This window comes from Embleya sp. NPDC059237, from assembly GCF_042754105.1.
In the GTDB taxonomy this organism is placed as follows: Bacteria; Actinomycetota; Actinomycetes; order Streptomycetales; family Streptomycetaceae; genus Embleya.
The window spans coordinates 35,314-61,138 of the sequence record NZ_JBHZAE010000022.1 but is presented as its reverse complement, the minus strand read 5'-3'; the positions used below and the strand labels follow the sequence as shown (position 1 = coordinate 61,138).

Below are 25,825 nucleotides of genomic sequence, written 5' to 3'. Positions count from 1 at the left end.
TGTCCCGTTCCCTTGTCGTCTGTTTGTCGTCGCTGCCGTTGCCGTGTCTGCGGCGTGCTACTTCGTGGCGGGCGGCGGGTCGTCGGTGATCTGCTGCACGTCGTCGTAGCGCTGGTGGATGTACGGCAGCACCAGGTCGGCCTTGACCCGCTCGGCGACGAAACCCTGCTGGTCGGAGGTGCGCTCGCTGAGGGTGATCGAGATCAGCCTGCGGACCGGAAGGTCGGCGACGGGATCGAAGTCCGAGTCGCGCAGGATCACCTCGCCGGTCACGGTGTGTGCGCTGCGGGTGCGCTCGTTGCGGGTGACGTGGACCAGGAGCGGGTCTGCGTCGAAGCCGTCGCCGTCCACGGCGGGCAGGAACTTGTAGTAGAAGCTGAGCGTCTGCCGGGGCTCGGGCAGCGGCAGTTCCTCGCCGACCGTGCCGCGGACCTCGATGTAGGTGACGCCCATCCGGTTCACGGTGGCCACGACGGAGTCGCCGTCGCGCTCGACCTTGACGTCGGCCAGCTTCTTCGGCTCGCCGAACACCTCCCGGCCGCCGATCACGGCACGCTCGGTGGTCATCGGCATGGTCAGCGTGTAGTCGCCCTCGATGTCGCCGTGCTTGCAGCGCACCGCGATCGCGCCCGCGCCGAGCGGGTAGCCGTTGATGTCGCAGCCGGAGATGTTCGCCCGGACCAGCGGCCGGTCGGCGGGCACCAGCGGCGGCGGCAGTACGGCCGCGATCACCTCGGGGTCGGTCTCCCAGATCGCCATCACGCCGGTGGACCAGATCTCCGGAAGGCTGGACCGTTCCCGGGAGGACTTCTTCAGCGCCTCCGCCGGCCGGGCGCCGTACCGAATGCGTGCCACGTACCTCACCTCTTCCGCTCGTGCCGTGCTCGTGCGTGTGCTTGCGCCTGTGCTCGGTGCTCGGGTGCTCGTGCGAGGGCTGCGCGCGGGTCGTCGACCCCCGTTGTCGCGATCTCGTGCGCAGTGGTGCCGGTTGCTCTGTAACACTGTTACACCGGTAGGTCGGCGAGGTAAAGACCTGCGGCCCGGTTGACCGTGTATCGGGCCGGCGGCCCGGGGCGCGAGAATGGGACGTGATGGACAGGATCACGCGAGACACCGTGCTCGACACCGCCATGCGTCTCGTCATGGAATCCGGTATCGAGAACCTCAGCATGCGCAAACTGGCCGCCGAGTTGGGCGTGGCGGTCACCTCGATCTACTGGCACGTGGGCAACCGCGACGTGCTGGTCGACCAACTGGTGGATCGGGTGATCGCGGAGATGGGCGCGATCTCGGTGGACGGGAGCACGCCGGTCGAGCGGGTCGTGTCGATCGCGCGATCGACCCGGCGGATGATCCTGGAGCGCCCGCACCTGGTCGGCCTGGTCCGCGAGCGCGGCCTGGAGTCACTGATGATGTTGCCCGCCCGCAAGGCGCTGGTGCACGAGATGACGGCGGCCGGCCTGCGGGGCGCGCGGGCGGGCGAGGCGGTCCAGGCGGTGCAGTACCAGGTCGCCGGCTTCGTGATGCTGGAGCGGGCCCTGGAGAACAGCGCGGCCGAACCGCCGGCGGTGGACGAGTGGCGAGCCGAGCTGGCCCACGACGACCCGGAACTGGCGGACAGCCTGAACAACGTCACCGACGGCGACCGACTGTTCGTGCTGTCGGTCCGAGCGCTGGTGGAGTCGCTGCTGGGGTGAGCGGCTCGCGCGGCGGAACCCGGGCCGAGCCGTACCCGGGGGGCGTGGATCACGCCGGCGCCATCACCCGTCCGGCGCGGTCTGGCGAGCCTTTCCGGAGGAGTCGCGCTGTACAGGAGTTCGCGCCTCGCCGAGATCGGCGAGCTACGGCGCGCCCGCACCCGCTCCTCGGGCCGTCCCGTAAGCCCGGATCCGCTCGAAGACGGCCGGCCGGCGGTTGGTGCAGATGTCCGGCGTTTGCCGTTCTTCTGCCGCGCGGGCCGATTCTGCTCGGCTAGCCTCGACCCATCTGCAATCCGTCCCCTGAACCTGGACACGACGACGGGTCGAACCCGGGCCCACGATCGAGGAGGACCGTGTCTCGGTGACTGGCGGGTACGACTCGGCGAAGGTGCGAGCGGCGCTTCAGGTGTGCCCGAGGTGTGGCTGGACGCCTGAGCAGGGAATCGGCGTACGGTGCGGCACCGTCGGGGTGTTGCCGGCTCGTTGCCGAACGTTGGCCGAACTCCGTTGCGGGGCCTGCAACATGCGGCGGTCGATCGAGAATCGTGTCCTCAGGCGCGGCATCCGGCAAGGTTCGGCCGCGCACGTCGACGGACCGAGAAGAGAACATGACCCATCCTTTGTTATCCCTGCGGGCAGCCCTCGTCTTCCTCCTTGCGGGGTTGACCGGCGCCGGGGGTGGTGTACTGACCGCGATGTCCGGCTCCGGCCACTCGCAGTCGGTGCTCTATGGCGCCACGGTGTTCGGGTTTGCGGTGGGTTTCTTCGACCGCATCGTCGGTCCGGGGCACGGGTGCTCCACTCCTGTCGCGGGGAACCCGACCGGGGAACCGACTCGCCTGCCTTCCGTCCGTGACTGACGAGGGATCGTATGGGATCACTCCGCCCCTTGGACGCAGGAATCACCAAGGAGTGCCGCGACTTCGTCGAGGCACTCCGGCACCTGTTCGGCTTGCTGGACATCTCCGTCCGCGGCTACGGCGCACAGCGCTTCCGCGACGCCGGGAGCATCTCCCGGTTCCTCAGCGGCGCACGCATCCCGCCGTGGAAGTTCGTCGCCGAACTTCTGGACGATGTCGGCGAGTGTCAGGAACAGCCGCTGTCTCCGGACGAGGTCGCGCGCGTGCGACGCCTTCATCGGGCAGCGCTGCGACACAGCGGAGTAGCGGCCGGCCCGGTCAAGGCCGCTCTCGAACTGCAACTCGCGGAAGCCGAGTTGGACGCCCGTCGTTCGACCGTGGAGGAGGGGGTGATCGGCGACGCCCTCCTCGACCGCAGTCACCGAATAGTCGAACTCGAGACGCGGCTGACGCGGCTTGAGGCGACCTGGGTCGGATCGGAGCCGCCTCCACACCACACCGTCCTTGAATCGGAGCATGACGTGCTCGCGATGCAGGTGGGCAGGCTGTCGGCCGAGTTGGAAACCGCCCGACGCCGGGGGATGGACGCCGAGGCACGTTGCGACATGCTGGAACGGCAACTTGCCGCGTTGGAACGGAATTGGCCGCGCCCTGCGGATCCGACCGGCGGGGCACAACCCAAGATCCTGCTGGTCGACGACCAGCCGAACAACCTCCTGGCGCTGGAGGAGGTCGTCGCCGCGCCGGGTTATGACGTGGTCTCCGTCAGGTCGGGGCATGAGGCGCTCAGGGCCCTGCTCGACCACGACGACTTCGCGGTGATCATCCTCGACGTGCAGATGCCGGGCATGGACGGGTACGAGACCGCGGCCCACATCAAACGACGGTCCCGAACGCGCAGCATCCCCATTATTTTTTTGACCGCGATGGGTCTCGATGCCGCACATTCGATCCGCGGCTACTCGGCGGGAGCTGTCGACTACATCGTCAAGCCCTTTGACCCGTGGGCGCTCCGGGCCAAGGTTGCCGTGTTCATCGAGATCCATCTCGAACGCCGCGAGCGCGGCACAGGCCTGTGACTCGGGGTACTCGAAGCGCAATTCGTCCGGGGAGGCTGCGGGTCGGAAGGCGGCCATGATGGCGCCGATCCTCCGGATCCAGGAACAGCAGCGGCCGGGCTGTCCGCGTGCATCGAGGGGGTCGCGGGATTTGTGGGGTGGGGTTGCGGGGTGGCGCATTCGTTTGTAGCGGGCCGCCGACGTCCCGCGTTGTGTGTGGGTGAGGTTCAGGGTTCGGGGGTGGGTGGGGGTGGGCCGGCGAGGATTCGGCGCCAGGTGGTGGGGGTCAGGGTGGATTGGGATTCCTGGTGGGTGATGCGGGTGAGGGTGTGTGTGGGGAACGTGAGGGCGGTGGTGGCGGACCACAGGGCGCCGGGGATTCGGCGGGGTTCCCGGCGCAGGCTCAGGGATTCTTCCGCGGTGTCGCGGTAGGGCTCGAGGCGTAGTGCGATGCGGAGTATTTCCCGTGCGGCGCGGCGGCGGCCGGCTCGGGCGGCGGTCCATACGCCCGCGTGGGCCTGCCGGGTGCGGACGTCGGGGCGGCCCCATGGCATCGAGGGTGGCGTTTCGCCCCGGGAGACCGCGATCAGCGCGGCGACCAGGTCCGTGCCGCTCGCGGCGGCGTTGCCCGGTTCGGCCAGATGGGGGCGGACGTCCAGCCAGGCCGGGCCCGACGTGGTGCGCACGGCGTCCAGGGACAGGGCGCCGTGCCAGCCGAGGTGGCCGCCGAGCATGGCCACCTGTTCGCGGATGTCGGGGGCGACCACGCTGCGCCGCACCGCCGGGCCGTGCAGATGCTCGTACGCGTGCACCGCGACCAGTCGGCCGTGCTCGAACACCGCCTGGGCGGACAGGACCGGACCCGCGGCGGGCTCCTGCACCAGCACCCCGGCGCCGTCCACGAACGCGCCGGCGCGGTCCAATTCGTCGGCCAGGCGGAGCAGTTGTTCGCGCCGCTCGACCCGATGCGAGCCGAGCAGGGTCTTGACGTAGAGCGGCGGGTCGGCGACCTGGCGCAGTTCCTCGGCGGTGTGCACCACCACCGTCCCGGCGGGCTGCGGCATGCCGATCTCGGTCAGCGTGCTTGCCGCCGAGGCGCGGTCCGCGACGCGGCGCAGCGCGGCGAACGACGGTACGGCCAGGGCCACTTTGTGCGCGGTGATCCGCTCCGGGGCCCGGGCCAGCACCGCGACGTGCTCGTCGGTGGGTAGCAGCACGTCGTACGGCTCGGCCCCGAGCACCGTTTCCGCCCGGGCCAGCCAAGCCCACGGATCCGTGCCGAAGGCGGGCACCTCGTACACCCTCGTCACCGACCGGGGGCGACCCGGGATCGGCCGACCGGGCGGCGCCAACACCGCCGGCTCGTGCCCCGATCGCCCGACCGCCACCGCGATCTGACGTGACGTCACCCCGAAGCCGTCCCCTAGCAGCACGCGCACGGGGGTCATCCTGGCACACCCGCCCGCCGTCGGAGCGGGCGGAATTCGTCGGCTCGGGGCTGCGTGTGGGGCGGTCGGGCGGAATAGGATGATGTGCATGTATCGCCAGGGTCGGATCACCGCGTCGACATCGCCGCTCGCGGCGTTGTTCGCGCTGATCGGCCTCGGGCTGTTCGTGGACGGGGCGTTGCCCGCCCTGGTCGCCGTCGCGATGACCGTCGTCCTCGCGCTGGCCGGTGCCGCCGCGGCCTGGGCGCCCTCCGCCGAGTGGGCGCAGGTGCGCGGCGCGGCGCTGCGCAGACAGGCCGACCGGCTGGCCTTCCTGCCCTCGCGCGACCCCGACGGGCCGGGTCGAGCACGGCCCCGAGCGCCGGGAACGGGCCCGGCGGCCCACCGCCGACCCGACCGCTTCGGCATCGCGTAGCTCCGGCGCCGGCCCGCGCACCCGCTCCTGCACCCGGTCACGCTTGCGCTTCCGATCCCGATCCCGGTCCGGTGATTTCGGCACGGCCGCCCGACGCATCCCGATTCCCGCGTCACGGAAGGCCCTTCCCATGTTCGGCATCCCCGTCCTCGGCGTCGCGCACGACGCCCTGCTCACCCTCGCCGACGCGCTCGCGCCGCTGCTCGGCACCGGCTCGGTGGCCGGCGCCGTGGTCGTGTTCACCGCGTGTGTCCGGCTCGTCCTCGTCCCGCCGGTCTACGCCCAGGCCCGCGCCGAGGTGGCCCGCGTCCGGCTCGCCCCGCAGGTCGAGCGGCTGCGCCGGAGGTACGCCCGGGATCCGCAGCGGCTCGCCCGCGAACTCGGCGCGCTGCACCGGCGATCCGGTACCTCGATGTTCGCCGGCGTACTTCCGGCCCTGGCCGGACTGCCGTTCCTGTTCCTGACCTACCGGCTCTTCGATGGCGACCGCGACCTCCTCGGCCACACCCTCGCGGGCGCGCCGCTCGGCCTGCACCCGGTGGCCGGCCTCGGCGGGCCGCATACGCCCGTACTGCTCGCCCTGACCGTGCTGATCGCGGGCGTGGCGTGGCTCCAGTACCGCCGGGCCGCCGCGGTGCCGAACACCCCCGCCCTGCTGCGGTGGATGCCCTTCGCCACGGTCCTGACCGCCGCGTTCGTGCCGCTCGCGGTCGGCCTGTACCTGCTCACGAGCACCGCGTGGACCACCGCCGAGCGGCCGCTGTTGCGCCGACTGGCGACGGCTCGTGCGGATCGCGTCGTACCCGGGCACTAGCGTTTCGGGCAGTGACGACGTGAATCTGATCCGCGATCGGAAAAGGGCACCCCATGGCAACGAACAAGTTCGGCGCGACCTGTGCCACGTGCACGACCTATGTCAAGGCCGGCGACGGGCTGTTGATCCGCCGGGACGGCAAGTGGGTTACGTACTGCGCCGATTGCGGCGAGCCGAAGCCCGCCGCGCCGCCGCGCGGCAATCACGACGGCTGGCACCGGGGGCCGATGGCCGCGTTCGATGTGGAGACGTCCGGAGTCGATCCGCTGACCGATTTCATCGTCACCGCCGCCCTGGTGGACTCGACCGGCACCCGGCGGTCGTGGTTGATCGACCCGGGGGAGCGGGAGATTCCCGCCGAGGCGACCGCGATCCACGGGATCGACACCGCGCGCGCCCGGGCCGAGGGACGGCAACCCGCCCTGTGCCTGGCCGAGATCGGCGAGGCGATGGCCGAATACCTGGCCGCCGGCACCCCGATCGCGATCTACAACGCGCCGTTCGACCTGACCATCCTGCAGGCCGAGCTGCACCGCCACAATCTGCCGCAACTTCCGTACACCGCACCGATCATCGACCCGTTGGTGATCGACAAGCAGCTCGACCGCTACCGCAAGGGCAAGCGCACCCTCGCGGCCACCAGCGCGTTCTACGAGGTGGTGCTCACCGACGCGCACACCGCCGACGGCGACGCGCTGGCATGCCTGCTGCTCGCGCAGGATCTGGGCGCGCGTTTCCCGGAGTTGGCCGCCGACTCGCTGCGCACGCTGCACGAGAAGCAGGTGCAGTGGTACGCGGAGCAGGCGGCCTCGCTGCAGAGCTACTTCGACCGGCGCAACCCGGACGGCGGCGGCGCGGTCGTCGATCCGAACTGGCCGGTGATTCCCGGCGGTCCGGACGGGCCGGGCTCGCCGAGCCTGCCGGGCATTACCGGCGGATCGAGTGCGTGGCGGGCCGCGGACGCGGAGCCGAGCCTGTCCGGGTCGAGCGCGTGGCGGCCGGACGCCGGGTCGGGCGGGTCGGCGTCGGGATCGGGGTCGAGCGCGTGGCGGCCGGAGGCGGGGGAGTAGCCGGCGGCGCGCGAAGCCGCCCGGCACCGGGCGCTACGCCGTCGCGAGCGCGCGCAGCCGGCCGTCGATCAGTTCCACCGCCCGGTCCGCGTGCGGCAGGTGGCTGCGGTCGTGGGTGACCAGGACCGTGGCCGCGCCGCTCGTGCGGGTCAGGTCGGCGAGCAACGCCACGATCGCCGCACCGCGTTCGTGGTCCAGCGCGCCGGTGGGTTCGTCGACCAGGAGCACGCTCGGCTCGTGCATCAGCGCCCGGGCGATGTTCACCCGCTGCCGCTGGCCGCCGGAGAGCCGGTGCGGGCGATGCTCCGCCCGGTCCGCGAGGCCGACCCGGTCGAGCAGTTCCAGCGCCCGGGCGCGGGCCTTGCGCGCACTGCCGCCGGCCAGGTGCGCCATCACCTGAAGCTGCTCGACACACGTCAACGAGGCGAGCAGGTTCGGCTGTTGGAACACGATCCCGATGGTGCTCCGGCGCAATCGGGCCCGCTCGGCCGGCCGCAGGGCCACCGCGTCCAGGCCGGCGATCGACACGCGGCCCGTGTCCGGCGTGGTCAGCGTGGCGGCGACGGCGAGCAGGCTCGACTTGCCGGACCCCGACGGCCCGACCACGGCGGTCAACGTCCCGGGCGGCACCGCCAGCGAGACCCGGTCCAGCGCGGTCAGCCGACCGTCGCCGTCGGGATAGGTGAGCGTCACGTCGGCGAGTTCCAGGCCGGGGGACGGGTGCATGGCGGGCCTCTTCTCGGGCGTGGGGGAATCGGGCTGCGGGGCCATGGCCGTGTGGTTCCTCGCCGTGCGGTTCATCGGTGGGTGGTTCATCGCCGTACACCTCACCGGATCCCGCCGAGCGCGGTGTGCGGGTCGACCGAGGTCACCCGACGCACCGCGAGTCCCGCGCCGACCATGCCGAGCAGGATCAACACCGCCCCCGGCAGGACCGTGGTCGAGGGGTCCACCACGTACGGCACCCCCGCCGGTGCGACCGCACCGAACAGCGCGGCGACGCCGATGCCGACGGTGGTGCCCGCGAGCAGCACCAGGAACGCCTGGCCGAGCGCGTCGCGCAGCAGGTAGCCGGTGGGTGCGCCGAGGGCCTTGAGTACCGCCACGTCGCCCGCCCGCTGGATGGTCCAGACGGTGAAGAACGCACCGACCACGAGCGCCGAGATGGCGAACAGGAACCCGCGCATCAGCTGCAGCGAGCCGTTCTCGGCGGTGTACGACCCGATCGCCTTCCGGGCGTCGCCGATCGAGGTGCTGCGCGTGCCGATCGCCCGGTCCGCCGCCCCGGTGTGCCCGCCGGCCAGGTCGAGCACGATCACCGTCGCGTGCGGGCCGCCGCGCCGCGGTCCCGGGCGCAGCGGTTGCCAGTCGGCGAGGGTGGTCCACGCGACCGGCGCGTGGCTGTACGAGGATCCCGACACCACGGCGGCGACGGTCAGCACGGTGTCCGCGCCCACGGTCAGCCGCTCGCCGACCCGTACGCGCAGCTCGTCGGCCAGGCCCCGGGACAACACCACCGTCCCGGGGGCCAGCCCGGCGGGGGCCATCGGCCCACCCGGCTCCACGCCGAACGCCGCCGCGGCGGTGGTCCGCGTACCGACCCCGAGCCGGGTCATCGCGATGCCGAGCGGCGCGGCCGAGCGCACCCCGGGCTGCTCCGCCCAGCGCTGCCACTGCGCCTGCTCCACGGTCGAGTCGGCGAACGAGACACCCTGTCCGGGGGCGGGCGCGGCGAACGCGAGCCGATCGGCCGGCAGCGCGTCGATCGCCGACGTATTGGCCCGCCCCAGCCCCACGGTCAGCCCGGACACCAACCCGACCAGCGCGGTGACCAGCACCACGGTGACGATCATCAGGGCGAACCGCCCCCGGGCGAACACGAGGTCCCGCAACGCTACGAACACAACGCCAAGCCTGGTCGCCGGCCGCTTCCACGTCATCGATCGGGTTGACCGGCCCCGGTCAACCTTTTGATCGATGGCTGCTCCACCCGCCCCGGTTAGCCTTGACCCGATATGTACGCCGGTATCCCGAACCCCGTCTCCGTGCCCCGCACGCTCCGCGCCTGTATGCATGCGCTGGTCGCGCTGCTGCTCGCGGTGGCCGCGCTGCGCGCCCTCGTCGGCACCGACGCCTCCGCGGTACGGACCGCGCTGATCCCGATCGCCGCCGCGGTCACGGCCGCGGTGTACGTGGTGGGCAACCTGACCCCCTCGGTGGGGCCGTCGCGGCGAGCCTCGGTGTGGTGGCTGGGCGCGCTGACGTTGTCCTGGTGCGGGTTGTACGCGCTCACGGCGGAGGGGATCTGGTTCGCCTTCCCATTGTTCTTCCTGGTTCCGCACCTGCTGCCGGTACGGGTCGCGCTGCCTGTGGTGGGCGGGCTCGCGGTGATCGCCGTCGGGGGCTACGCGGCCCATCGCGGCGCGGTGTCGTTGGGCATGGTGCTCGGTCCGCTGCTGGGCGCGGCGGTCGCGGTGGCCACCGTGCTGGGCTACCAGGCGCTGCACCGGGAGAGCGAGGCGCGGCGCCGCCTCGTGGAGGACGTGGTCGCGGCCCGGGCCTCGCTCGCGGCGGCGGAGCGGCGCGCGGGGGTGTTGGCGGAGCGGGAGCGGCTGGCCCGGGAGATCCACGACACGCTCGCGCAGGGCTTCAGCAGCATCCAGTTGTTGCTGCGCGCGGCCGAGCGGGCGCTGCCGGCGGATCCGACGGCGGCCGATCGGCACGTACGGCTGGCGCGCGTCACCGCGACCGACAGCCTGGCGGAGGCGCGGCGGTTCGTCCGGGCGCTGGCGCCGCCGGAGTTGGACGACTCCTCGCTGCCGGCGGCGCTGGAGCGGCTGTGCGCGCGGACGGCCGCCGAGGCGGACTTGGACGTGCGCTTCCATCGCACGGGGGAGGCGGCCGGGCTGCCGACGGCCGTCGAGGTGGCGCTGCTGCGGATCGCCCAGTCGGCGCTCGGGAACACGGTGCGGCACGCGGGCGCGTCCCGGGCCGAGGTGACGCTCAGCCACATGGAGGCGTCGGTGACGCTCGACGTGGTGGACGACGGATGCGGGTTCGATCCGGCCGCGCGCCCGGTCGGGGCGGATCGGGGCGGAACCGCCGGCACCGGCTTCGGGCTGGCGGCAATGCGGACTCGGGCGGCCGAACTGGGCGGAGCGCTGACGGTGGAGTCGGGTCCGGGCCAGGGGGCGGCGATCGCGGTGACGTTTCCGGTGCCGGCGGGGGAGCGGACGGGGGCTTTGCCGGCGCCTGCGGGGGAGCGGACCGAGGGCCTTTCGACACCTGCGCGAGAGGGGGCCGGGGCCCTTCCGGTGCCTGAGACCGACGACCCCGGGACCGTCCCGGCGCCCGCCCGAGACTGGCCGGAGACCCTGCCGGCCCCCGCGGACAGGGCCGCGCGGTGATCCGGTTGTTGTTGGCCGACGACCATCCCGTCGTCCGCGCCGGGCTGCGCGCCGTGTTGGCGGCCGAGCCCGACTTCGAGGTGGTGGGCGAGGCGGACACCGCGGAGCGCGCGATCGAGTTGGCCGGCTCCCTCGCGCCCGACGTGGTGCTGATGGACCTGCGCTTCGGCCCCGGCGCCATGCACGGCAACGCGGCCACGGCGGCCATCGCGGCGCTGCCCCGCGCCCCGCACGTCCTGGTGCTGACCACCTACGACACCGACGCGGACATCCTGGCCGCGGTCGAATCGGGCGCGCTGGGCTACCTGCTCAAGGACGCCCCGCCGGAGGAGTTGGCGGCGGCGGTACGAACGGCCGCCGCCGGCGAGTCGGCGCTCGCGCCCCGGATCGCGGGCCGCCTGCTGAGCCGACTGCGCCGGCCGCAACCGGTGTTGAGCCCGAGGGAGATCGAGGTGCTGGGGCTGGTCGCGGAGGGGTTGTCGAACCTGGCGATCAGCAAGGCGCTGTTCCTGAGCCAGGCGACGGTCAAATCCCACCTGGTGCACATCTACGCAAAGCTGGAGGTCGACTCCCGAACGGCCGCCGTGGCCGCGGGGGTCAGGCGGGGACTGGTGAAACGAGGATGAAGCCCGCCCTCGACCTCGGCGGCGGTGGTACGCAGCGGTGGGGTCGGGGTGGTCAGGTCGTAGGGTCTCGGCATGACCGTGCTGCACGTGAAGGGCCGCGTTCTGGTCGGCCCCGAGGATGTCCGTGACGAGATGTGGGTGATCGGCGGGCGGATCACCTTCGAGCGGCCGACGTCGCTCGCCGTCGACGCCACATTGGAAGGGTGGGTACTGCCCGGCCTGGTCGACGCGCACTGCCATGTCGGGATCGACGCGCACGGCGCGGTCGACGCGCCGACCGCCGAGCGCCAGGCGATCACCGACCGGGACGCGGGCGCGCTGCTGCTGCGCGACGCGGGCTCGGCCGCCGACACCCGCTGGATCGACGGCCGCGAGGACCTGCCCCGGCTGATCCGCGCGGGGCGGCATCTGGCCCGGCCCAAGCGCTACATCCGCAACTACGCGCACGAGATCGAGCCGGGTGACCTGACCGCGTTCGTGATCCAGGAGGCCCGGCGCGGCGACGGCTGGGTCAAGCTGGTCGGCGACTGGATCGACCGGGACACCGGTGACCTGTCGCCGCTGTGGCCCAAGGACGCCCTCCAGGAGGCGATCGCCGCCGCGCACGCCGAGGGTGCCCGGGTCACCGCGCACTGCTTCGCCGAGAACTCGCTCCCGGACCTGGTGGAGGCGGGCATCGACTGCATCGAACACGCCACCGGATTGACCGCGGACCTGATCCCGCTGTTCGCCGAGCGGGGCGTGGCGATCGTGCCGACCCTGGTGAACATCGCCACCTTCCCCGGGATCGCCGACCAGGCGGGCGCCAAGTTCCCGACCTACGCCGCGCACATGCGCGCGCTGCACGCCAACCGCTATGCCACGGTGCGAGCCGCCTACGACGCGGGCATCCCGATCTTCGTGGGCACCGACGCGGGCGGCTCGCTGCCGCACGGCCTGGTCGCCGACGAGGTCGCGGAGTTGGTCGCGGCCGGCATCCCGGCCCGCGACGCGCTGTCCGCCGCGTGCTGGTCGGCCCGCCGCTGGCTCGGCCGGGACGCGATCGCCGAGGGCGCGTCGGCCGACGTGGTGGTGTATTCGGCCGATCCGCGAGCCGATGTGGGGGTATTGGCCGACCCGCGCGCCGTGGTGCTGCGGGGCACGGTGATGCCGCGCTGACGGGCAACGACACCCATGCTCAGCACCGCAGGACGCCGTCGGGATCGGCGTGGGCGACCCTGGCGAATTCCGCGAAGAACAGGTTCACGTCGGCCAGGCCGGCCTGCACGGTGTGGGTGGCGGTCGGCAGGATCCGAAGGGCACGCGGGGACGCGATGTCGACCGGATCCGGATCCTCCTCGTCGTATCGGGGGTCGAGAGCGAGCAGCGGGTGATCGTCACAACCCATGGTGTGCCGGTCGGCGACGAACACCACGCACGTGTTTTCGCGACGTCGGGCCGTGGCGACGATGTCGTCCGGCGCGGCGTCCGCCCAGACGCGATCGTCGACGGCGAGTACGATCGCCGGCCGGTCGTCGTCGGGCCCCCAGGGTTTCGCCAACTCGGCCATCACGTCGGTCCATGCCACGTCGTCGGTGTAGTCGGTCCTGATCACCACGACCGTGTACTCATGGCGCGGCTCGATCTCGGGCAACACGTCGACCTCCGCTCGTCGTTTTCCGGCCTGCCACGGAATCAGTTCGGGAAGGAGTGGTAGACGCCGTCGGGTTCGGAGCGGGCGTGTTCGGCGTAATCCCAGAACGACAGGTTCGCGATGGCCAGGTTGGCCTGCACGTCGTGCACGCCGGCAGGCACGGTCCGGAACTCACGGAGGGGTGGGCCGTCGACCGGATCCGGGTCCTCGTACTCGTCCTCCGGCAGGGTGTCGAGGGCGAGCAACCGGTGGTCGGCGGAGCGCATCGTGTGCCGGTCGGCGACGAACAGCACGAACGTGTCCTCGCTCCGTCGGGCCGTGGCGACGATGTCGTCGGGCTCGGCGTCCGCCCAGCCGGGATCCTCGACGAAGAGCAGATCCGCGTCGACATCCGGACGTTGCGACAACTCCGCGACCGTGGCGGCCCACGCCGCGTCGTCGGTGTAGTCCGTCCTGATCACCACGGCCGTGAACTCGCCGTGTTCCTCGATCGGGGGCAACACGCCGATCTCCTCTCGGTAGTCCACGCCCGAGCCTGGCACTCGCCGCCGACATCCCGCGGGCCCGCCGGCCGTGGCCGAAATCCGCCCCCGCGCGGGGCCGCCGGAGTGACCCGGCGACACTCCGCCCCCGCCCGGTCGTTGAACGCGGTGTCCGTCGACGTGGTTCGACGGGCGCGGCGCCGGGGCGTGGGACCTCGGGGCCGGCGCAGCGAAAGGCAGCCCCCGTGCGAGGTTCGGCCCTGATCGCCCCCAACCCCGATCCGCACCACCGCCGCCCGTTCGGCATGGTGCCCCTGCCCTACCCGGTGACCGATGCCCCCGGCCCCACCCCGGCCGCACCCCTCGACCTCCCACCGGGGACCGGGCTCGACACGCCGGAGCCGTGGTATCGCGCCGAAGGGTGTTAGGTCGGCTCACGGTTTGTACGGCAGGGACGGTACGTCGAAGCAGTTCGTGGTCATGTCCGGCACCTGGGCGATCCAGCCGCCCGGGGCACCGTCCTGCCAGCGGGCCACGTCGAAGCAGGTGCGGGTGGGCGCGGCGACGCGGTCGACCGGTTCGGCCTTGAAGTCGACCGGGATCAGCAGGCCGTGCGCGTCGTAGCCCTCGGGGCGGTTGACGAAGCCCTCGACGCAGGACCGGGTGACCTTCGCGCCGCACGAGGCGATCGCGTCGGTGAGCCACATCGCCGAGGCCCAGCCCTCCAGTTCCCACTGGGAGAGCTTGTCCTCGCGGTCGGGGAAGTACTTCTTCATCGCGGCCCGGAACTCTGCCACCGCGGCGTGCCCGGTGTCCGTGTAGCCGCGGCTGTTGCCGGTCGCGTAGATGCTGTTGCGGCAGGTCGGGGACGCCTTGAAGTCCTCGCCGACGCGCGCGTTCCAGTTCTGTACGTTGGTCACCTTGGCGGTCACCCGCAGGTCGCTGCCGTCCATCGCCTTGCACAGTTCGACGTTGCCGCGCGTGTCCACCGCGTCGAAGACGATGTCGACACCCTTGCTGCGCATGTCCACCACCGCGGCGGCGAAGTTCGGCAGCGCGAAGTCGACCTGCTTTTCGACGACCGTGTAGCCCTCGGCGCGCAGTCCGTCGGCGACGGTCTGCGCGTAGCGCGCGGAGTCGGCCTGGTTGTACGACACCACGGCGGCGGTGCGGGCGCCGAGCTTCTCCTTGAAGTAGCGGTAGACCTCGGTGCTCGCGTACAGCCGGCCGTCCCAGCCCACCTTGCCGTCGCGTGGCGCGCGCGATCCGTAGATCGAGTACAGGTGCGGGTACGTCTCGTACGCGGTCCCGATCGGCTGCCCGCCGACGTCGGGCACGCCCTTGTCGCTGACGTACCGGGCGGCGTTGTAGCTGTAGATGCTGTTGCCCGCGAAGGCGAACACCTTGTCGTCCTCGACCAGTCGACGGGCGCAGCGCTGGTTGGCCACGCCGTAGCCGTTGTCGTCGCAGGCGGACACCTTCACTCGGCGCCCGTTCACCCCGCCGCGGTCGTTGAGTGCCTTGAAATAGGCCTGGGCGCCGTACATCGGCCCGGAGAAGGTCTCGTTGCCGAGCACCCCCTGGACGGTGTCGATCATGCCCACGGTGATCTCGGTGGGCGTGACGCCCACGTCGGACGCGGTGTTGGTGTTCGGCGCCGTGCCGGCGGACGCGGGTGCCGGGCCACGCTCCTCGCGGAAGTCGCGCTCCGGCAGCCGCGAACCGCACCCGGTCAGTGCGGCGACCGCGCACAACACGCCGGACAGCACCAGGGCCACCGAGGCGCACGGCATGCGCCGTCCGTGGATACGACGATGCATGCGTGCTCCTCGGTGACCCGGGGCCGGCGGGGAACCCACCCGTGCGGAGTGGGGCGTCAGGCCGTCGGGCAACCCGGGGCGACGGTGCCCGGCTTGAGCGCGCCGACCAGCGTGCAGACGGTGCCCAGGCTGACCTTCCAGGTGCCGTCCTGCTTGACCGCCTTGCCGTTTTGGCCGGGCAGCGCCGGGGTGCCGGCGAGCAGGATGTCGAACGTGACGTCGGCGGTGTCCCCGTTGATCTTCACCGCGGTGGTCTTGGAGGTGACCGACTTGGCCAGCGGGTCGTTGGCGAGCGTCTCGACGAGCGCGCCCATCTTGTTCGCGTCCTCCAGGACCGCCTTGCGCGCGTCGAGCGGCTGGGCGTTGTCGAACAGCTTGTCCCAGTTGTCGGCGACCTTCTTCTCCTCGCCGGTCAACGTGGTCGAGCCGCTGCCGCCGGTCGCGGGGGCGCCGGTGCTGCCGCCCGAGGCGGCGGGCGAGGAGGCGGCGGTCGAGGGCGGAGTCGCGGCGCTCGTCTGACCGCCCGCGGCCGGCGCGCTCGCCGACTGCGACGACTTGCTGTCCTTCTTGTCGTCCTTGTCGTCGCTGCTACACCCGGACATCACCAGCACCGCCACCAGCGGCAGGGCCAGCAGCGCACGGCGCGCGCCCTTGCGCCGACCCACACCGGTGCCGTTCTGCTTGGCCCGCTCGTTGATCAAGTCCACGCTCACGTGCGTTCACCACCCGTTCCGCCGGTCGCCCGGCGTCCTGTTGCTGTTGATGTAGCCAGGTAGTACCTGGGTTACCGGCAAGTCATGTTGCCATGCGCGACTCGGTATCCAATCGTGTTCCGGGCCGTATGACCAGATCCCGGCGAACTACGCTGAGGCACCGATACGCAATCGGGCGGATTCGACGGGTGGACCATATGGCAGGTTCGACGAACTCGGCAGGTTCCACGGGAAAGGCGAACCCCCTTGCCGAAAGACAGCGTACGGCCGCCGCGCCCCCGGCCATCGAGGGTTTGCGGCGGTTGGCGCGCACGCACGGCGGCTGGCTCGTCGGGTTGTGCGGGGCGCTGCTGTGCGCGGTGGGGTGGTACGGCGTGTCGGGTGAACGGTACGAGGCGCGCCAACTGCCCTACCTGGCGTCGGCCACCATTCCGGGCGCCGCGCTGATCGTCGCCGGCGCGGTACTCGTGGTGGGGACCCGGCGCGGGACGGCGCAGGCCCCTGCCGGAACGAGCGTCGAGAACGCGGAGTTGCGGCGGATGATGGGCCGGCTGTACGAGTTGCTGGTCGAGCCTGAGCCGGCCGAGGCGGCGAGCGAGGCGGGTGCCGGGGCGGCGTGGGTGACGGTCCCGGGCGGGGCGCGCTATCACCGGAGCGGGTGCTCGCTGGTGCGGGGCAAGAACGGGGTGACGCCGGTGGACGCGGCGGCGGTGCGGGACCGGGATTTGCGGCCGTGCCGGGTGTGCGATCCCGGTGTGGCCGATGAGCGGCCCGGCCTCCGGGAGACCGGTGAGCGGTCGGGCGGGGTCTCCGGGGGCGATGTCGGGACCGACGGGCCGAGCGCGCCCGGCGCCGACGGCTGAGCGCCGTGCTCACCGTCGAACTGGCGCTCGCCGGCCTGGGCGTGGGCGCGATCGCGGCGCTCGCGGCGGTCGGGATGATCACCACCTACCGGGCCACCGGCGTGTTCAACCTGTCCTTCGGCGCGCTCGCGATGATCGTGGCCTACCTCGTCTGGCAGCAGGTGCGCGTGTGGGGCTGGCCGCTGTGGGCGGCGGTGCTGCTCGACGTGGGCGTGGTGGCGCCGGTGCTCGGCCTGGTCCTGGAGCGCTTCGTCTTTCGCGGGCTGCACCGCGAGGGGGCCGGTCCGGCCCGGATGCTGGTCGCCTCGCTGGGCGTGTTCGTGCTCCTGGTCGGCGTGGCCACGCTGGCCTGGGGTACGCAGGCCCGGCTCGACCCACCCTCGATCGTGCCGACGGGCACGGTCGGCCTGCCGGGCGACACGTCGGTGGCCAAGGGGACGCTGGTCGAACTGGGCGTGGTGGCGGCGGTCGCCGTCCTGGTCGCCGTCGTCACCCGGTTCACCCGCTTCGGGGTGCGGCTGCGCGCGGTGGTGGACCGGCGGGCGCTGGCCGAGTTGTCCGGGGTGCCGGCCGACCGCGTCGCCGCGGCCGGGTGGGCCTTCGGGTCGATGCTGGCGGGGCTGACCGGCGTGTTGCTCGCGCCGCACCTGCGGCTGGATCCGTACGGACTGACCCTGCTCGTCCTGGAGACCATCGGGGTCGCGGTGGTGGCCCGGCTGGCCAGTCTGCCGGTGGCGATCCTGGCGGCGCTGGCCATCGGGGTGGGGCAGAGCGAGTTGTCCCGGCTCGAACTCGACTCGTGGGGGCTGATCCAGGCGCTCCAGGCGAACCTGTTCGTGGTGGTGATGCTGGTCGCGCTCCTGGTACTGCCCCGCATGGTCGAGGTCGGCGGCCCCGACCCGCAACGCGCGGCCGGGGCCCGGATAGGGACCGGGCACGGGGAGAGCGCGCCGGTGGGCTGGTGGGTGCCGTTCGTCGCGGTCGCCGCGGCGCCGCTCGCGCTGGGCGCGGAACATCTGCGGGTCGCGCAGCAGGTGCCGGCGATGGCGATCGTATTCGTGTCGCTGGTGATGCTCACCGGATACGCCGGCCAGATCTCGCTCGGCCAGGCCGGCTTCGCCGGACTCGGCGCGTTGTTCGCGGCGCAGCTGACCGGCCGGGGTGTCCCGGCCCTGCTCGCGCTGTTCCTGGCCGCGCTCCTGGTGGTGCCGGTGGGCCTGCTGACCGGGTGGCCGGCGATCCGGCGGCGCGGGCTGACCCTGGCGCTGACCACGTTCGCGGTGGCCGCGGTGGTCAGCCGGTTCGTCTTCGCCCAGCCGCGCTTCACCACCGACCTCGCACTCGACCACCCGTGGCCGTTCGACGGCGAACGCTCCTTCTACGCGCTGGAGTTGGCCTGCCTCGTCCTGGTGCTCCTGGTGGTTCGCCGGCTGCACGTGAGCCAGCTCGGCCGGATGCTGGTCGCGGTGCGCGACCACGAGCGCGGCGCGGCGGCGGCCGGCGTGGATGTCTCCTCGGCCAAGGTCTTCGTCTTCGCGGTCAGCGCCGGTGTGGCCGGGCTCGGCGGCGCGCTGCTCGGGATGGGTGGGCGAGCCTTCGACGCGGCGGCCTTCGATCCGGTGCTCGGCCTGGTCTGGTTCGCCGCGGTGGTGGTGTTCGGCGTGGACAGCGCTGCGGGCGCGGTGTTGGCCGCCGGCCTGGTGGTCGCCCTGGACGCGGCCACCACGGCGGGCATGTCCACGATCGTGATCGGCGGCCTGGCGGTACTGCTGTCCCGGATGCCGGGCGGTGTCTCGGCGACGCTCCTGCGCCTGGCCGCGGGGCCGGCGCCGGTGCCCGCCGCGCCGCCCCCGCCGGTCCGGCTCAGCCCGCTGGGCCGCACCCTGCGCGAGCGGGTGCGGTCGGGCCGGGCGGAGGTGGGCGGGTGAGCGCGCTGCGGGCCGAGGGAGTGGTCCGCCGATTCGACGGGCTGCGGGCCGTGGACGGGGTCGACCTGACCGTGCCGCCGGGGGTGGTGACGGCGGTGATCGGGCCGAACGGGGCGGGCAAGAGCACCCTGTTCGACTGCCTGGCGGGTGGCCGGGTCGACGCCGGACGGGTGTACCTGGGCGCGCGCGACGTGACCCGACTGCCCGCGCACCGCAGGGCCCGGCTCGGGCTGGCCCGGACGTTTCAGACGGTGTCGGTCTTCCCCAGTCTGACGGTGGTGGACAACCTGCGGGTGGCCGCGGAGAACCGGTCCGGATCCTCCGCCCCGGCCCGCCTGCTCGGGCTGCCGGATCCCGCCCGAGGACGGACCCGGGACGCGGTGGAGGCGGCCTTGGACCGGCTCGCGCTCACCGAACACGCGTACACCCCGGCCGGCGAACTCCCGGCCGGGATACTGCGGATGGTCGAACTGGCCCGCGCGCTGGCGGCGTCCCCGTCGGTACTGCTCCTGGACGAGCCGGCCAGCGGGCTCGACGACGCGCAGACCGAGCGGCTGCGCCGCGAACTGCGCGCGCTGGCCGCCGACGGCCTGGCGATCCTGCTGGTCGAACACGACATGGACCTGGTGTTCGGGGTGGCCGACACGGTGCACGTGATGGCCGCGGGCCGAATCGTCGCGGCCGGCACCCCGGACGAGATCCGCCGCGACGCGCGGGCCCGGGAGGTGTACCTCTGATGCCGATCACCCTGTCGGTCGCCGGACTTCGGGTCCGGCACGGCCCGGTCGAGGCGCTGCACGGCGTGGACCTGGACATCCCCGCCGGTGCCCTCACCGCCCTGGTCGGCCGCAACGGCTCGGGCCGCAGCACGCTCCTCGACACGCTGGCCGGACTGGTCCGGCCCACCGCCGGCACGATCACCTGGGACGGGGTGGACATCACCGCCTGGCCCGCCGACCGCCGCGCCCGTGCCGGCCTGACCCTGATCCCGGAGCGGGGCGGGGTGTTCGCCGGCCTGAGCGTGGCGGACAACCTGCGCCTGTTCGCCGACGGCCGCGACACGGCGCCGGCCCTGACCGCGTTCCCGGTACTGGCCGATCGGCTGAGGCAGCGGGCCGGCACGCTCTCCGGCGGCGAGCAGCAGATGCTCGCGGTGAGCCGGGCCCTACTCACCCCCGCCAGGCTCCTGCTCCTGGACGAACTCAGCCAGGGCCTGGCCCCCCGAGTGGCGGCCCACCTGTACGACGTGGTGGCCGGCCTGGCCACGGCCGAGCGCACGGTGATCCTGGTCGAACAACACACGGGCGAAGCGCTGCGCCGCGCCGAGGTCGTCTACGCCCTCAGCCGAGGCACGATCACCTTCGGAGGCGACCCGACCGAATACGAGTCCCACCCGGACAGCGCCCACCGCGTGTAGGTCAACGCCCTTCGGCGCGATACCACGGCTCCGGCGCGGCAAGCGTGGTCGCGGCCGGGTATACGGATTCACCGCCGCTCGGGTTCACGAGCGCACCACGGACACGTACAGCGCGGCCAATCGTGCGCGGCCTTGGCCGGCGTCAGCGTCCACCGGCCCGGAAAGCACTCGAACTCGTAATTCACCGAGGGTGGTTCGACCGTGCCCGCCTCATCGACCCGGTAGACGCGAATCGACATGCGCCTCCGCTTCGGCACGGTCGCCTCATCCGCCTCGCCAACCTTCGGTCCACAGTCCTCGGGACCGCCTCGCTCATCCGAGCACTTGCCCATCGAAGGTCCTCTCCCGCGGCAGGCATGAAGTCTCGACCGCAGCATCTCTGGAGATCCAGACATCTCTAGACAAGCCGATCTCTCTAGAGATGTCAATGACGGCGCTTGAGGCACGCAGGAAACGGTCAACCGACCTTGATCCACATTCGTATCTAGGATGTCTAGAGAAGACGAAGGGAAATCACTCCACGATGACCGGCAAAGCCCGCGCTCAGCAGCCCAAATACCAGCAGATCGCCGACGTGCTCAGGGCGGCGATCGAGTCCGGTGCGTATCGGCCCGGTGATCGGCTTCCCGGTGAGAACGATCTGATGGCGACTCATCGGGTTGCTCGGATGACGGCTCGGCAGGCTCTCGGGGTGCTGCAGAGTGAGGGCATCGTCGAAGCGCGTAAGGGTGCCGGGGTGTTCGTGCGCGAGTTTCGGCCGATTCGGCGGCGTGGGATTCAGCGGTTGGCGCGGGAGCGGTGGGGGTCCGGGCTGTCCGTGTGGGCGGACGAGAGCGAGGATCGGGAGCTCGTGGTCGAGCACCTCGGCGTGGGTGAGGAGCCGGTTCCGGAGGCGGTCGCGCCGTTGTTGGGTGTGGAGCCCGGTGCGCCAGTCCTGGTGCGGCGGCGCCGGTTCGTGCTCGATGGGAAGCCGGTGTTGGTGTCCACGTCGTATCTGCCGGCCGAGCTGGTCGCCGGGTCGGCGATCACGCGCGCCGATACCGGGCCCGGCGGCACCTATGCCCGACTGGCCGAACTCGGCGCGGCGCCCGTTCGCTTCCGGGAGCAGGTCCGGGCCCGGATGCCCACCAGGGACGAGGCGGAGCGGCTCGCGCTCGCCGCCGGTGTGCCGGTGGTGCTGGTGTGTCGTACCGCCTTTGCCGCCGATCGCCGGGTCGTCGAGGTCAACGGCATGGTGATGGACGCGGGGTCGTACATCCTGGAGTACGACTTCGACGCCTGAAACGCCCGAGGCGGCGGAAACACCACGCGCGCGGAAGCCGGCCGGCTTCCGCGCGCGTGGGGTCGGGCGTGGGGTCAGTCGGCGTCCAGGGCGCTGGGGAGGCGGGGTGGGCAGCCGTTGGTGTATGACGCGTTGTACTCGAAGTGCCATTCCTCGTTGTCGTACATCCGGCACCACCCGTACTTGCTGCCCTTGGCCTGGAGCCAGGCCTGGGCGTTGGCCGGGTAGATGTCCACCGCGACGCCCTGGACGTGCATCGACTTCTCCGGCGGCAGCACCCAGTGCAGCGCCGCCTCGCGCGAGCCGACCTCGGCGATCTTCTCGTCCAAGAGCCGTTGCTGGTGTGCCCAGCCGCGTTTGCCGGAGTTCAGGTTCAGCTTGATGCCCTCGGCCGCCATCGCCTGGTCGATCTTCTTCCACGCGGCGTACGCGGCCGGGGTGAGCGCCTTCGGGTCCTTCGGCGCGTCCTTGTCGTTGGCGGGCGCCTTGGCGGTGCTCGACGCGGACGATTTCGGCGGCTTGGTCGTCGCCGACTTGCTCGACGGGGAGCCGGAGGAGGGGGCGTTCGTGGGGGCCGTCTGGGTGTTCGGGGCCTGTTCGGGGTTCGGCGTCACCTGCGCGCCCACCGAGTCGGCCCGGTCCTTCTTGTCGTCGTCGCCACCGCCGAGGAACAACACCGCGCCGACCCCGGCCCCGCCGAGGATGAGCGCGCCCGCCAGGCTCCAGGCCACCAGCTTGCCGCGCCGGCGCCGTGCCGGCTCCGGTTCGTCCGCGGGGGCCGGTCGGGGAGGCTCGGCGACGGGCGCGGCCGAGCCGACGGGCGGCTGCTCACGCGTGTACCAGTCGGCCGGAACCGGCGTGGTCTCCGCGTCGAACCTGCCCGGCGTACCGGGTATGCCGGGGCCGCCGGGCGGCTGCGATCCGGGTGGACCGGCCGCGTGCCCCGAGCCCGAACTGTGCTGTTCCCACGAGGTGTCCAGGAAGTGCGCTCCGTCGGGTGTGCCCCCTTCGTCGGGCTGTGGTTCTCCGCTGCCCGCTGCGTGTCTCACTGGTGAAGCCTCCTCGTAGTGAGCCTGGATCCTCTCGCGGATCACGCGCGCCGAGCGAGCCACGGTTGTCCCGACCTGTGTGGGATACACCACTGCAACCGTTCCGGCGTCCGGCTCGTAGCCTGGGGACCGGTCGAAGCGACCCGCGTAACCTGGGAAGCTTGCCGCAAGGAGAAAGGGGTCGAAGGTGAGCACGCACCACCGCACCGGAGGACTCGTCGACGGTTTCGGTCGCATCGCGACCGATCTGCGGGTGTCGCTGACCGACCGCTGCAACCTGCGGTGCACGTACTGCATGCCCGAAGAGGGGCTGGACTGGCTGGCCAAACCCGAGCTGCTGACCGGCGAGGAGATCTCCCGCCTGGTACGGATCGCGGTGACCATGCTCGGTGTGCGCGAGGTCCGCTTCACCGGCGGCGAGCCGCTGCTGCGCCGCGAGCTGGTCGACATCGTCCGCGAGGCCGCCGCCCTGGAGCCGCGCCCGAAGTTGTCCGTCACCACGAACGGGATCGGCCTGGCCCGCCTGGCGCCCACGCTGCGCGAGGTCGGCCTGGACCGGGTCAACGTCTCGCTGGACACCCTCGACCCGGCCCGATTCAAGGCGATGACCCGCCGCGACCGGCACGCCGACGTGGTGGCCGGGCTGGCCGCCGCAGTGGACGCCGGGCTCGGTCCGGTCAAGGTCAACACCGTGCTGATGCGCGGAGTGAACGACGACGAGGCCGCCGCGCTGCTCGCGTGGTGTCTGGAGCGCGGCTACGAGCTGCGCTTCATCGAGCAGATGCCGCTGGACGCGCAGCACGGCTGGCAGCGCTCGGAGATGATCACCGCCGGGGAGATCCTGACCGCGCTGCGCGGGGCGTTCCGGCTCGACCCCGAGTCCGGGCGCGGCAGTGACCCCGCCGAGCGCTGGCTCGTGGACGGCGGCCCGGGCACGGTGGGCGTGATCGGCTCGGTCACCCGCCCGTTCTGCGAGGCGTGCGACCGGACCCGGCTGACCGCCGACGGGCAGATCCGCAATTGCCTGTTCGCGCGCGAGGAGTCCGATTTGCGCGCGGCCTTGCGCGGCGGCGCGGACGACGCGGAGATCGCCGACCGCTGGCGCGCCGCGATGTGGACGAAGAAGGCCGGCGCCGGCATCGACGACCCGGAGTTCCTCCAGCCCGACCGACCGATGTCGGCGATCGGCGGCTGACCCACCGGCGTCGTCGCACGCCGACGCGCGCTCGCGCGATGCCTCTCAGGACCGTTCGTGGGCCGATCCGCCCGGGGGCTCCGGCTCGTGCCAGTCGGCGAACGCCACCGTGTCCTTGAGGAATCCGCGAATCCCCAGAAACTCGGCCAAATGCTCACGGTGCTCGTCGCACGCGAGCCACGTTTTGCGCCGTTCCGGGGTGTGCAGCTTGGGGTTGTTCCAAGCCAGAACCCACCGGGCGTCGGCGCGGCAACCCTTCGCCGAACAGATCGGTCGACCGGGATCGGCGGGGGTGGGAAACATGCCCACCAGTGTCGCAGACGAGGCCGTTCACCCCGCATCGGTGCTTGTCACCAGGAGCTGACCCTGTGTCAGGCACCAACCGGAGCGCTGCTCTCAGTAAGCAACGGGCTGGTGCGGTATCGCCGTGCGGATCCACCTGCGGACCGGCGAAAGACCCCGGACACGGGCGATGCCGGGCAGCCACGGGGGGAGCCGCCCGGCATCGCGTCGGTCGCTCCGACGGGGGATACGGAGCACGTTTCGAAGTATGGCACGTCCGGCCGGCGGTTGAAGCACCAACCCGCGTAGCGCTTGCCGCTAATTTTTGACGCTGTGCGAAGGGGCACCCTTCGGGTCACCGATGTGGCCCCGATCGGCAGCCTCGGGGTCACCGTGTGTATCCGAATTCGTGTGCGACAAAAGGTCGGTCGGTTCCGCGCCGGCCGCCGGTGGGGTCCCGACGGTCGTCGTCCACGAGTCCTCGGAGTGTGTGTGCAACGTCTCCCGCTCGGCGCTGGTGAGGACCGCGCCGGGCGGCGGCTCCAGCGCCTTGGGCGGCAGCGGGGGTACGAACTGCGCCTGCACCGGCGCGTTCGAGGTGGGCTCGCGACCCGCGTTGGCCAGCACCACCGCGATGTAGGGCAGGAACAGCGCGCCGGCGACCAATATCCACCGCCACGGCGACGGGGTGAACACCGCCGCCACGAAGCACACGGTGCGGATCGACATCGAGATGACATACCGACGTTGGCGCCCGGCCACGTCCTCGGTCAGCCCCTTGCGCGCACCACTGATCTGGAACACCGCGCCCTTGGTGTTTTTCACGGTCCCACCGTCTCCGCCCATGTGACCACACACTCGTCCGCATCTTCACGGTACGCCCGCGTGTGCCCCACACCGAGAGCGGGGGCGGGAGCTTTGCCGCGAGCTGACCCGAGTGGGGGATGCGGAGCTGACCCGAGTGGGGGATGCGCCGGGCCGGTCAGTCGCGCCGGTCCAGATACTGCGGCGGCACCGCCGGGACCAGCCAGACGCCGTTGTCCGAGCAGCGGAACACATGCCCGTCGGCGACCATGCGCTCGGCCCGCACCGCAAACACCACCGGCCGACCGCGCCGCGCGCCCACCCGGCGCGCCGTCTCCACGTCGACGGACAGGTGCACGTCGTGCCGATCCATCGGCCGCAGCCCCTCGACCAGGATCGCGGCCACACTCCGGGGGCTCGTCCCGTGGAAGAGCACGGCGGGCGGCACCGCCTCGACCAGCCCCAGGTCCACCGCGACGGTGTGCCCCTGATTGGCCCGGATCCGGGTCCCGTCCGCCGAGAACGCGAACCGCCGCTTGTCGTTCTCCGCGACCACCCGTTCGAGCTGCGCGCGCGACAACCCCACCCCGCGCGCGGCACAGGCCGCGAGCAACACATCCACCTCGACCCACCCGGCCTCGTCCAGGACGATCCCGAGCCGCTCGGGCTGATGCCGCAGATGCCGGGAGAGATACTTCGAAATCTTGACGATGTTCATGATGAACCCCAACAAAACCACGAAGCCCCACCCGAGCACACCGGCTTTTCCCGGTCAGGCCAACGCCGGGCGAGCCCATAAAGCCCACCCGACGTCCGAGAAAACCACAGCCATCTCCGGGCCCGAGCCGAACACCCGCCCGCCCAACGCGCCGGCGACCCGCCACCGCCTCCACAACCCGAGCCCAAGATCCAGCCCGCCCAACGCGGCAGCGACCCGCCTCCGTAACCCGAGCCGAACT

Annotated in this window: 25 protein-coding genes and 1 pseudogene; 14 read left to right on the top strand and 12 right to left on the bottom strand. The window is 72.1% G+C overall.

The genetic code is table 11. The features are described from left to right. Positions 1–57: 57 nt before the first annotated feature. Positions 58–855, bottom strand: a complete 798-nt coding sequence (locus ACFXKZ_RS44225; RefSeq protein WP_380011140.1) for an acetoacetate decarboxylase family protein — start codon at positions 853–855, stop codon at positions 58–60. A gap of 236 nt (positions 856–1,091) precedes the next feature. Between ACFXKZ_RS44225 and ACFXKZ_RS44220 the strand changes: the two genes are divergently transcribed. Together ACFXKZ_RS44220 and ACFXKZ_RS44215 are read left to right on the top strand one after the other, a co-directional pair. Beyond that, a complete protein-coding gene (locus ACFXKZ_RS44220; protein ID WP_380011137.1) occupies positions 1,092–1,697 on the top strand; it encodes a TetR/AcrR family transcriptional regulator in 606 nt (201 codons plus the stop codon). A gap of 955 nt (positions 1,698–2,652) precedes the next feature. Next, positions 2,653–3,639 carry a response regulator gene (locus tag ACFXKZ_RS44215; protein ID WP_380011134.1) on the top strand — a complete coding sequence of 329 codons (987 nt, stop codon included), beginning with the start codon at positions 2,653–2,655 and terminating at the stop codon, positions 3,637–3,639. Between the two features lie 206 nt (positions 3,640–3,845). Here ACFXKZ_RS44215 and ACFXKZ_RS44210 read toward each other — a convergent pair whose 3' ends face one another. Then, positions 3,846–5,066 (bottom strand): hypothetical protein, encoded by a 1,221-nt coding sequence (locus tag ACFXKZ_RS44210; RefSeq protein WP_380011131.1) that lies wholly within the window; start codon positions 5,064–5,066, stop codon positions 3,846–3,848. Between the two features lie 88 nt (positions 5,067–5,154). Between ACFXKZ_RS44210 and ACFXKZ_RS44205 the strand changes: the two genes are divergently transcribed. From ACFXKZ_RS44205 to ACFXKZ_RS44195, 3 genes are all read left to right on the top strand, one after another. Continuing rightward, a complete protein-coding gene (locus ACFXKZ_RS44205) occupies positions 5,155–5,481 on the top strand; it encodes a DUF6412 domain-containing protein (protein WP_380011128.1) in 327 nt (108 codons plus the stop codon). 130 nt (positions 5,482–5,611) lie between these two features. Beyond that, positions 5,612–6,295, top strand: a complete 684-nt coding sequence (locus ACFXKZ_RS44200) for a YidC/Oxa1 family membrane protein insertase (RefSeq protein ID WP_380011125.1) — start codon at positions 5,612–5,614, stop codon at positions 6,293–6,295. A gap of 53 nt (positions 6,296–6,348) precedes the next feature. Further along, positions 6,349–7,365 carry an exonuclease domain-containing protein gene (locus ACFXKZ_RS44195; RefSeq protein WP_380011122.1) on the top strand — a complete coding sequence of 339 codons (1,017 nt, stop codon included), beginning with the start codon at positions 6,349–6,351 and terminating at the stop codon, positions 7,363–7,365. 33 nt (positions 7,366–7,398) lie between these two features. Here ACFXKZ_RS44195 and ACFXKZ_RS44190 read toward each other — a convergent pair whose 3' ends face one another. Continuing rightward, positions 7,399–8,091 carry an ABC transporter ATP-binding protein gene (locus ACFXKZ_RS44190; protein ID WP_380011119.1) on the bottom strand — a complete coding sequence of 231 codons (693 nt, stop codon included), beginning with the start codon at positions 8,089–8,091 and terminating at the stop codon, positions 7,399–7,401. A gap of 101 nt (positions 8,092–8,192) precedes the next feature. Further along, the gene (locus ACFXKZ_RS44185; protein WP_380011116.1) at positions 8,193–9,269 is read right to left on the bottom strand and encodes an ABC transporter permease; all 1,077 of its coding nucleotides are present in this window, start codon (positions 9,267–9,269) and stop codon (positions 8,193–8,195) included. A gap of 165 nt (positions 9,270–9,434) precedes the next feature. Here ACFXKZ_RS44185 and ACFXKZ_RS44180 point away from each other — a divergent pair, with 165 nt between their 5' ends. The 3 genes from ACFXKZ_RS44180 to ACFXKZ_RS44170 all read left to right on the top strand — a co-directional run bounded on the left by ACFXKZ_RS44180 (position 9,435) and on the right by ACFXKZ_RS44170 (position 12,556). Then, positions 9,435–10,772 carry an ATP-binding protein gene (locus ACFXKZ_RS44180; RefSeq protein ID WP_380011453.1) on the top strand — a complete coding sequence of 446 codons (1,338 nt, stop codon included), beginning with the start codon at positions 9,435–9,437 and terminating at the stop codon, positions 10,770–10,772. Next, positions 10,769–11,398: a response regulator gene (locus ACFXKZ_RS44175; RefSeq protein ID WP_380011113.1), complete on the top strand. Its 630-nt coding sequence runs from the start codon at positions 10,769–10,771 to the stop codon at positions 11,396–11,398. The genes ACFXKZ_RS44180 and ACFXKZ_RS44175 overlap by 4 nt, the downstream gene beginning before the upstream one ends. A 72-nt stretch (positions 11,399–11,470) precedes the next feature. After that, positions 11,471–12,556: an amidohydrolase family protein gene (locus ACFXKZ_RS44170; protein ID WP_380011110.1), complete on the top strand. Its 1,086-nt coding sequence runs from the start codon at positions 11,471–11,473 to the stop codon at positions 12,554–12,556. 19 nt (positions 12,557–12,575) lie between these two features. Here ACFXKZ_RS44170 and ACFXKZ_RS44165 read toward each other — a convergent pair whose 3' ends face one another. From ACFXKZ_RS44165 to ACFXKZ_RS44150, 4 genes are all read right to left on the bottom strand, one after another. After that, positions 12,576–13,034 (bottom strand): DUF6924 domain-containing protein, encoded by a 459-nt coding sequence (locus ACFXKZ_RS44165; protein ID WP_380011107.1) that lies wholly within the window; start codon positions 13,032–13,034, stop codon positions 12,576–12,578. A gap of 38 nt (positions 13,035–13,072) precedes the next feature. After that, positions 13,073–13,558, bottom strand: coding sequence for a DUF6924 domain-containing protein (locus tag ACFXKZ_RS44160; RefSeq protein WP_380011104.1), 486 nt, complete (start codon positions 13,556–13,558; stop codon positions 13,073–13,075). Between the two features lie 389 nt (positions 13,559–13,947). After that, positions 13,948–15,333, bottom strand: coding sequence for an ABC transporter substrate-binding protein (locus tag ACFXKZ_RS44155; protein WP_380011101.1), 1,386 nt, complete (start codon positions 15,331–15,333; stop codon positions 13,948–13,950). A 56-nt stretch (positions 15,334–15,389) separates the two neighbouring features. After that, a complete protein-coding gene (locus tag ACFXKZ_RS44150; protein ID WP_380011098.1) occupies positions 15,390–16,046 on the bottom strand; it encodes a hypothetical protein in 657 nt (218 codons plus the stop codon). A gap of 302 nt (positions 16,047–16,348) precedes the next feature. Between ACFXKZ_RS44150 and ACFXKZ_RS44145 the strand changes: the two genes are divergently transcribed. The 5 genes from ACFXKZ_RS44145 (at position 16,349) to ACFXKZ_RS44125 (ending at position 21,536) form a co-directional block, all read left to right on the top strand. Next, a complete protein-coding gene (locus ACFXKZ_RS44145) occupies positions 16,349–16,909 on the top strand; it encodes a hypothetical protein (protein WP_380011095.1) in 561 nt (186 codons plus the stop codon). Positions 16,910–16,914: 5 nt separating this feature from the next. Then, a complete protein-coding gene (locus tag ACFXKZ_RS44140; protein WP_380011092.1) occupies positions 16,915–18,837 on the top strand; it encodes an ABC transporter permease in 1,923 nt (640 codons plus the stop codon). Beyond that, complete coding sequence (locus tag ACFXKZ_RS44135; RefSeq protein WP_380011089.1) at positions 18,834–19,574, top strand: ABC transporter ATP-binding protein; 741 nt, start codon at positions 18,834–18,836, stop codon at positions 19,572–19,574. The genes ACFXKZ_RS44140 and ACFXKZ_RS44135 overlap by 4 nt, the downstream gene beginning before the upstream one ends. After that, positions 19,574–20,254, top strand: coding sequence for an ABC transporter ATP-binding protein (locus tag ACFXKZ_RS44130; protein WP_380011086.1), 681 nt, complete (start codon positions 19,574–19,576; stop codon positions 20,252–20,254). The genes ACFXKZ_RS44135 and ACFXKZ_RS44130 overlap by 1 nt, the downstream gene beginning before the upstream one ends. Before the next feature lie 523 nt (positions 20,255–20,777). Beyond that, on the top strand, positions 20,778–21,536 hold the full coding sequence (locus ACFXKZ_RS44125) for a GntR family transcriptional regulator (protein ID WP_380011083.1): 759 nt from the start codon (positions 20,778–20,780) through the stop codon (positions 21,534–21,536). 74 nt (positions 21,537–21,610) lie between these two features. Here ACFXKZ_RS44125 and ACFXKZ_RS44120 read toward each other — a convergent pair whose 3' ends face one another. Then, complete coding sequence (locus tag ACFXKZ_RS44120; RefSeq protein WP_380011080.1) at positions 21,611–22,585, bottom strand: D-alanyl-D-alanine carboxypeptidase family protein; 975 nt, start codon at positions 22,583–22,585, stop codon at positions 21,611–21,613. A 187-nt stretch (positions 22,586–22,772) separates the two neighbouring features. Here ACFXKZ_RS44120 and moaA point away from each other — a divergent pair, with 187 nt between their 5' ends. Next, the gene (moaA, locus tag ACFXKZ_RS44115; protein ID WP_380011078.1) at positions 22,773–23,780 is read left to right on the top strand and encodes a GTP 3',8-cyclase MoaA; all 1,008 of its coding nucleotides are present in this window, start codon (positions 22,773–22,775) and stop codon (positions 23,778–23,780) included. 45 nt (positions 23,781–23,825) lie between these two features. Here moaA and ACFXKZ_RS44110 read toward each other — a convergent pair whose 3' ends face one another. The 3 genes and pseudogenes from ACFXKZ_RS44110 to ACFXKZ_RS44100 all read right to left on the bottom strand — a co-directional run bounded on the left by ACFXKZ_RS44110 (position 23,826) and on the right by ACFXKZ_RS44100 (position 25,584). Beyond that, complete coding sequence (locus tag ACFXKZ_RS44110; protein WP_380011076.1) at positions 23,826–24,083, bottom strand: hypothetical protein; 258 nt, start codon at positions 24,081–24,083, stop codon at positions 23,826–23,828. Between the two features lie 519 nt (positions 24,084–24,602). Then, positions 24,603–24,908: pseudogene (locus ACFXKZ_RS44105) on the bottom strand (DUF3099 domain-containing protein); the annotation flags it as partial. Positions 24,909–25,044: 136 nt separating this feature from the next. Beyond that, positions 25,045–25,584, bottom strand: coding sequence for an RNA 2'-phosphotransferase (locus tag ACFXKZ_RS44100; protein WP_380011074.1), 540 nt, complete (start codon positions 25,582–25,584; stop codon positions 25,045–25,047). Positions 25,585–25,825 lie beyond the last annotated feature (241 nt).

Excerpts from the sequence above, each read along its gene's own strand:
- ACFXKZ_RS44180 (WP_380011453.1), top strand. The coding sequence starts at position 9,435 with ATGCATGCGCTGGTCGCGCTGCTGCTCGCGGTGGCCGCGCTGCGCGCC.
- ACFXKZ_RS44205 (WP_380011128.1), top strand. The coding sequence starts at position 5,155 with ATGTATCGCCAGGGTCGGATCACCGCGTCGACATCGCCGCTCGCGGCG.
- ACFXKZ_RS44100 (WP_380011074.1), bottom strand. The coding sequence starts at position 25,584 with ATGAACATCGTCAAGATTTCGAAGTATCTCTCCCGGCATCTGCGGCAT.
- ACFXKZ_RS44125 (WP_380011083.1), top strand. The coding sequence starts at position 20,778 with ATGACCGGCAAAGCCCGCGCTCAGCAGCCCAAATACCAGCAGATCGCC.
- ACFXKZ_RS44200 (WP_380011125.1), top strand. The coding sequence starts at position 5,612 with ATGTTCGGCATCCCCGTCCTCGGCGTCGCGCACGACGCCCTGCTCACC.
- ACFXKZ_RS44110 (WP_380011076.1), bottom strand. The coding sequence starts at position 24,083 with ATGTTTCCCACCCCCGCCGATCCCGGTCGACCGATCTGTTCGGCGAAG.
- ACFXKZ_RS44210 (WP_380011131.1), bottom strand. The coding sequence starts at position 5,066 with ATGACCCCCGTGCGCGTGCTGCTAGGGGACGGCTTCGGGGTGACGTCA.
- ACFXKZ_RS44155 (WP_380011101.1), bottom strand. The coding sequence starts at position 15,333 with ATGCATCGTCGTATCCACGGACGGCGCATGCCGTGCGCCTCGGTGGCC.
- ACFXKZ_RS44190 (WP_380011119.1), bottom strand. The coding sequence starts at position 8,091 with ATGCACCCGTCCCCCGGCCTGGAACTCGCCGACGTGACGCTCACCTAT.
- ACFXKZ_RS44130 (WP_380011086.1), top strand. The coding sequence starts at position 19,574 with ATGCCGATCACCCTGTCGGTCGCCGGACTTCGGGTCCGGCACGGCCCG.
- ACFXKZ_RS44170 (WP_380011110.1), top strand. The coding sequence starts at position 11,471 with ATGACCGTGCTGCACGTGAAGGGCCGCGTTCTGGTCGGCCCCGAGGAT.
- ACFXKZ_RS44195 (WP_380011122.1), top strand. The coding sequence starts at position 6,349 with ATGGCAACGAACAAGTTCGGCGCGACCTGTGCCACGTGCACGACCTAT.
- ACFXKZ_RS44220 (WP_380011137.1), top strand. The coding sequence starts at position 1,092 with ATGGACAGGATCACGCGAGACACCGTGCTCGACACCGCCATGCGTCTC.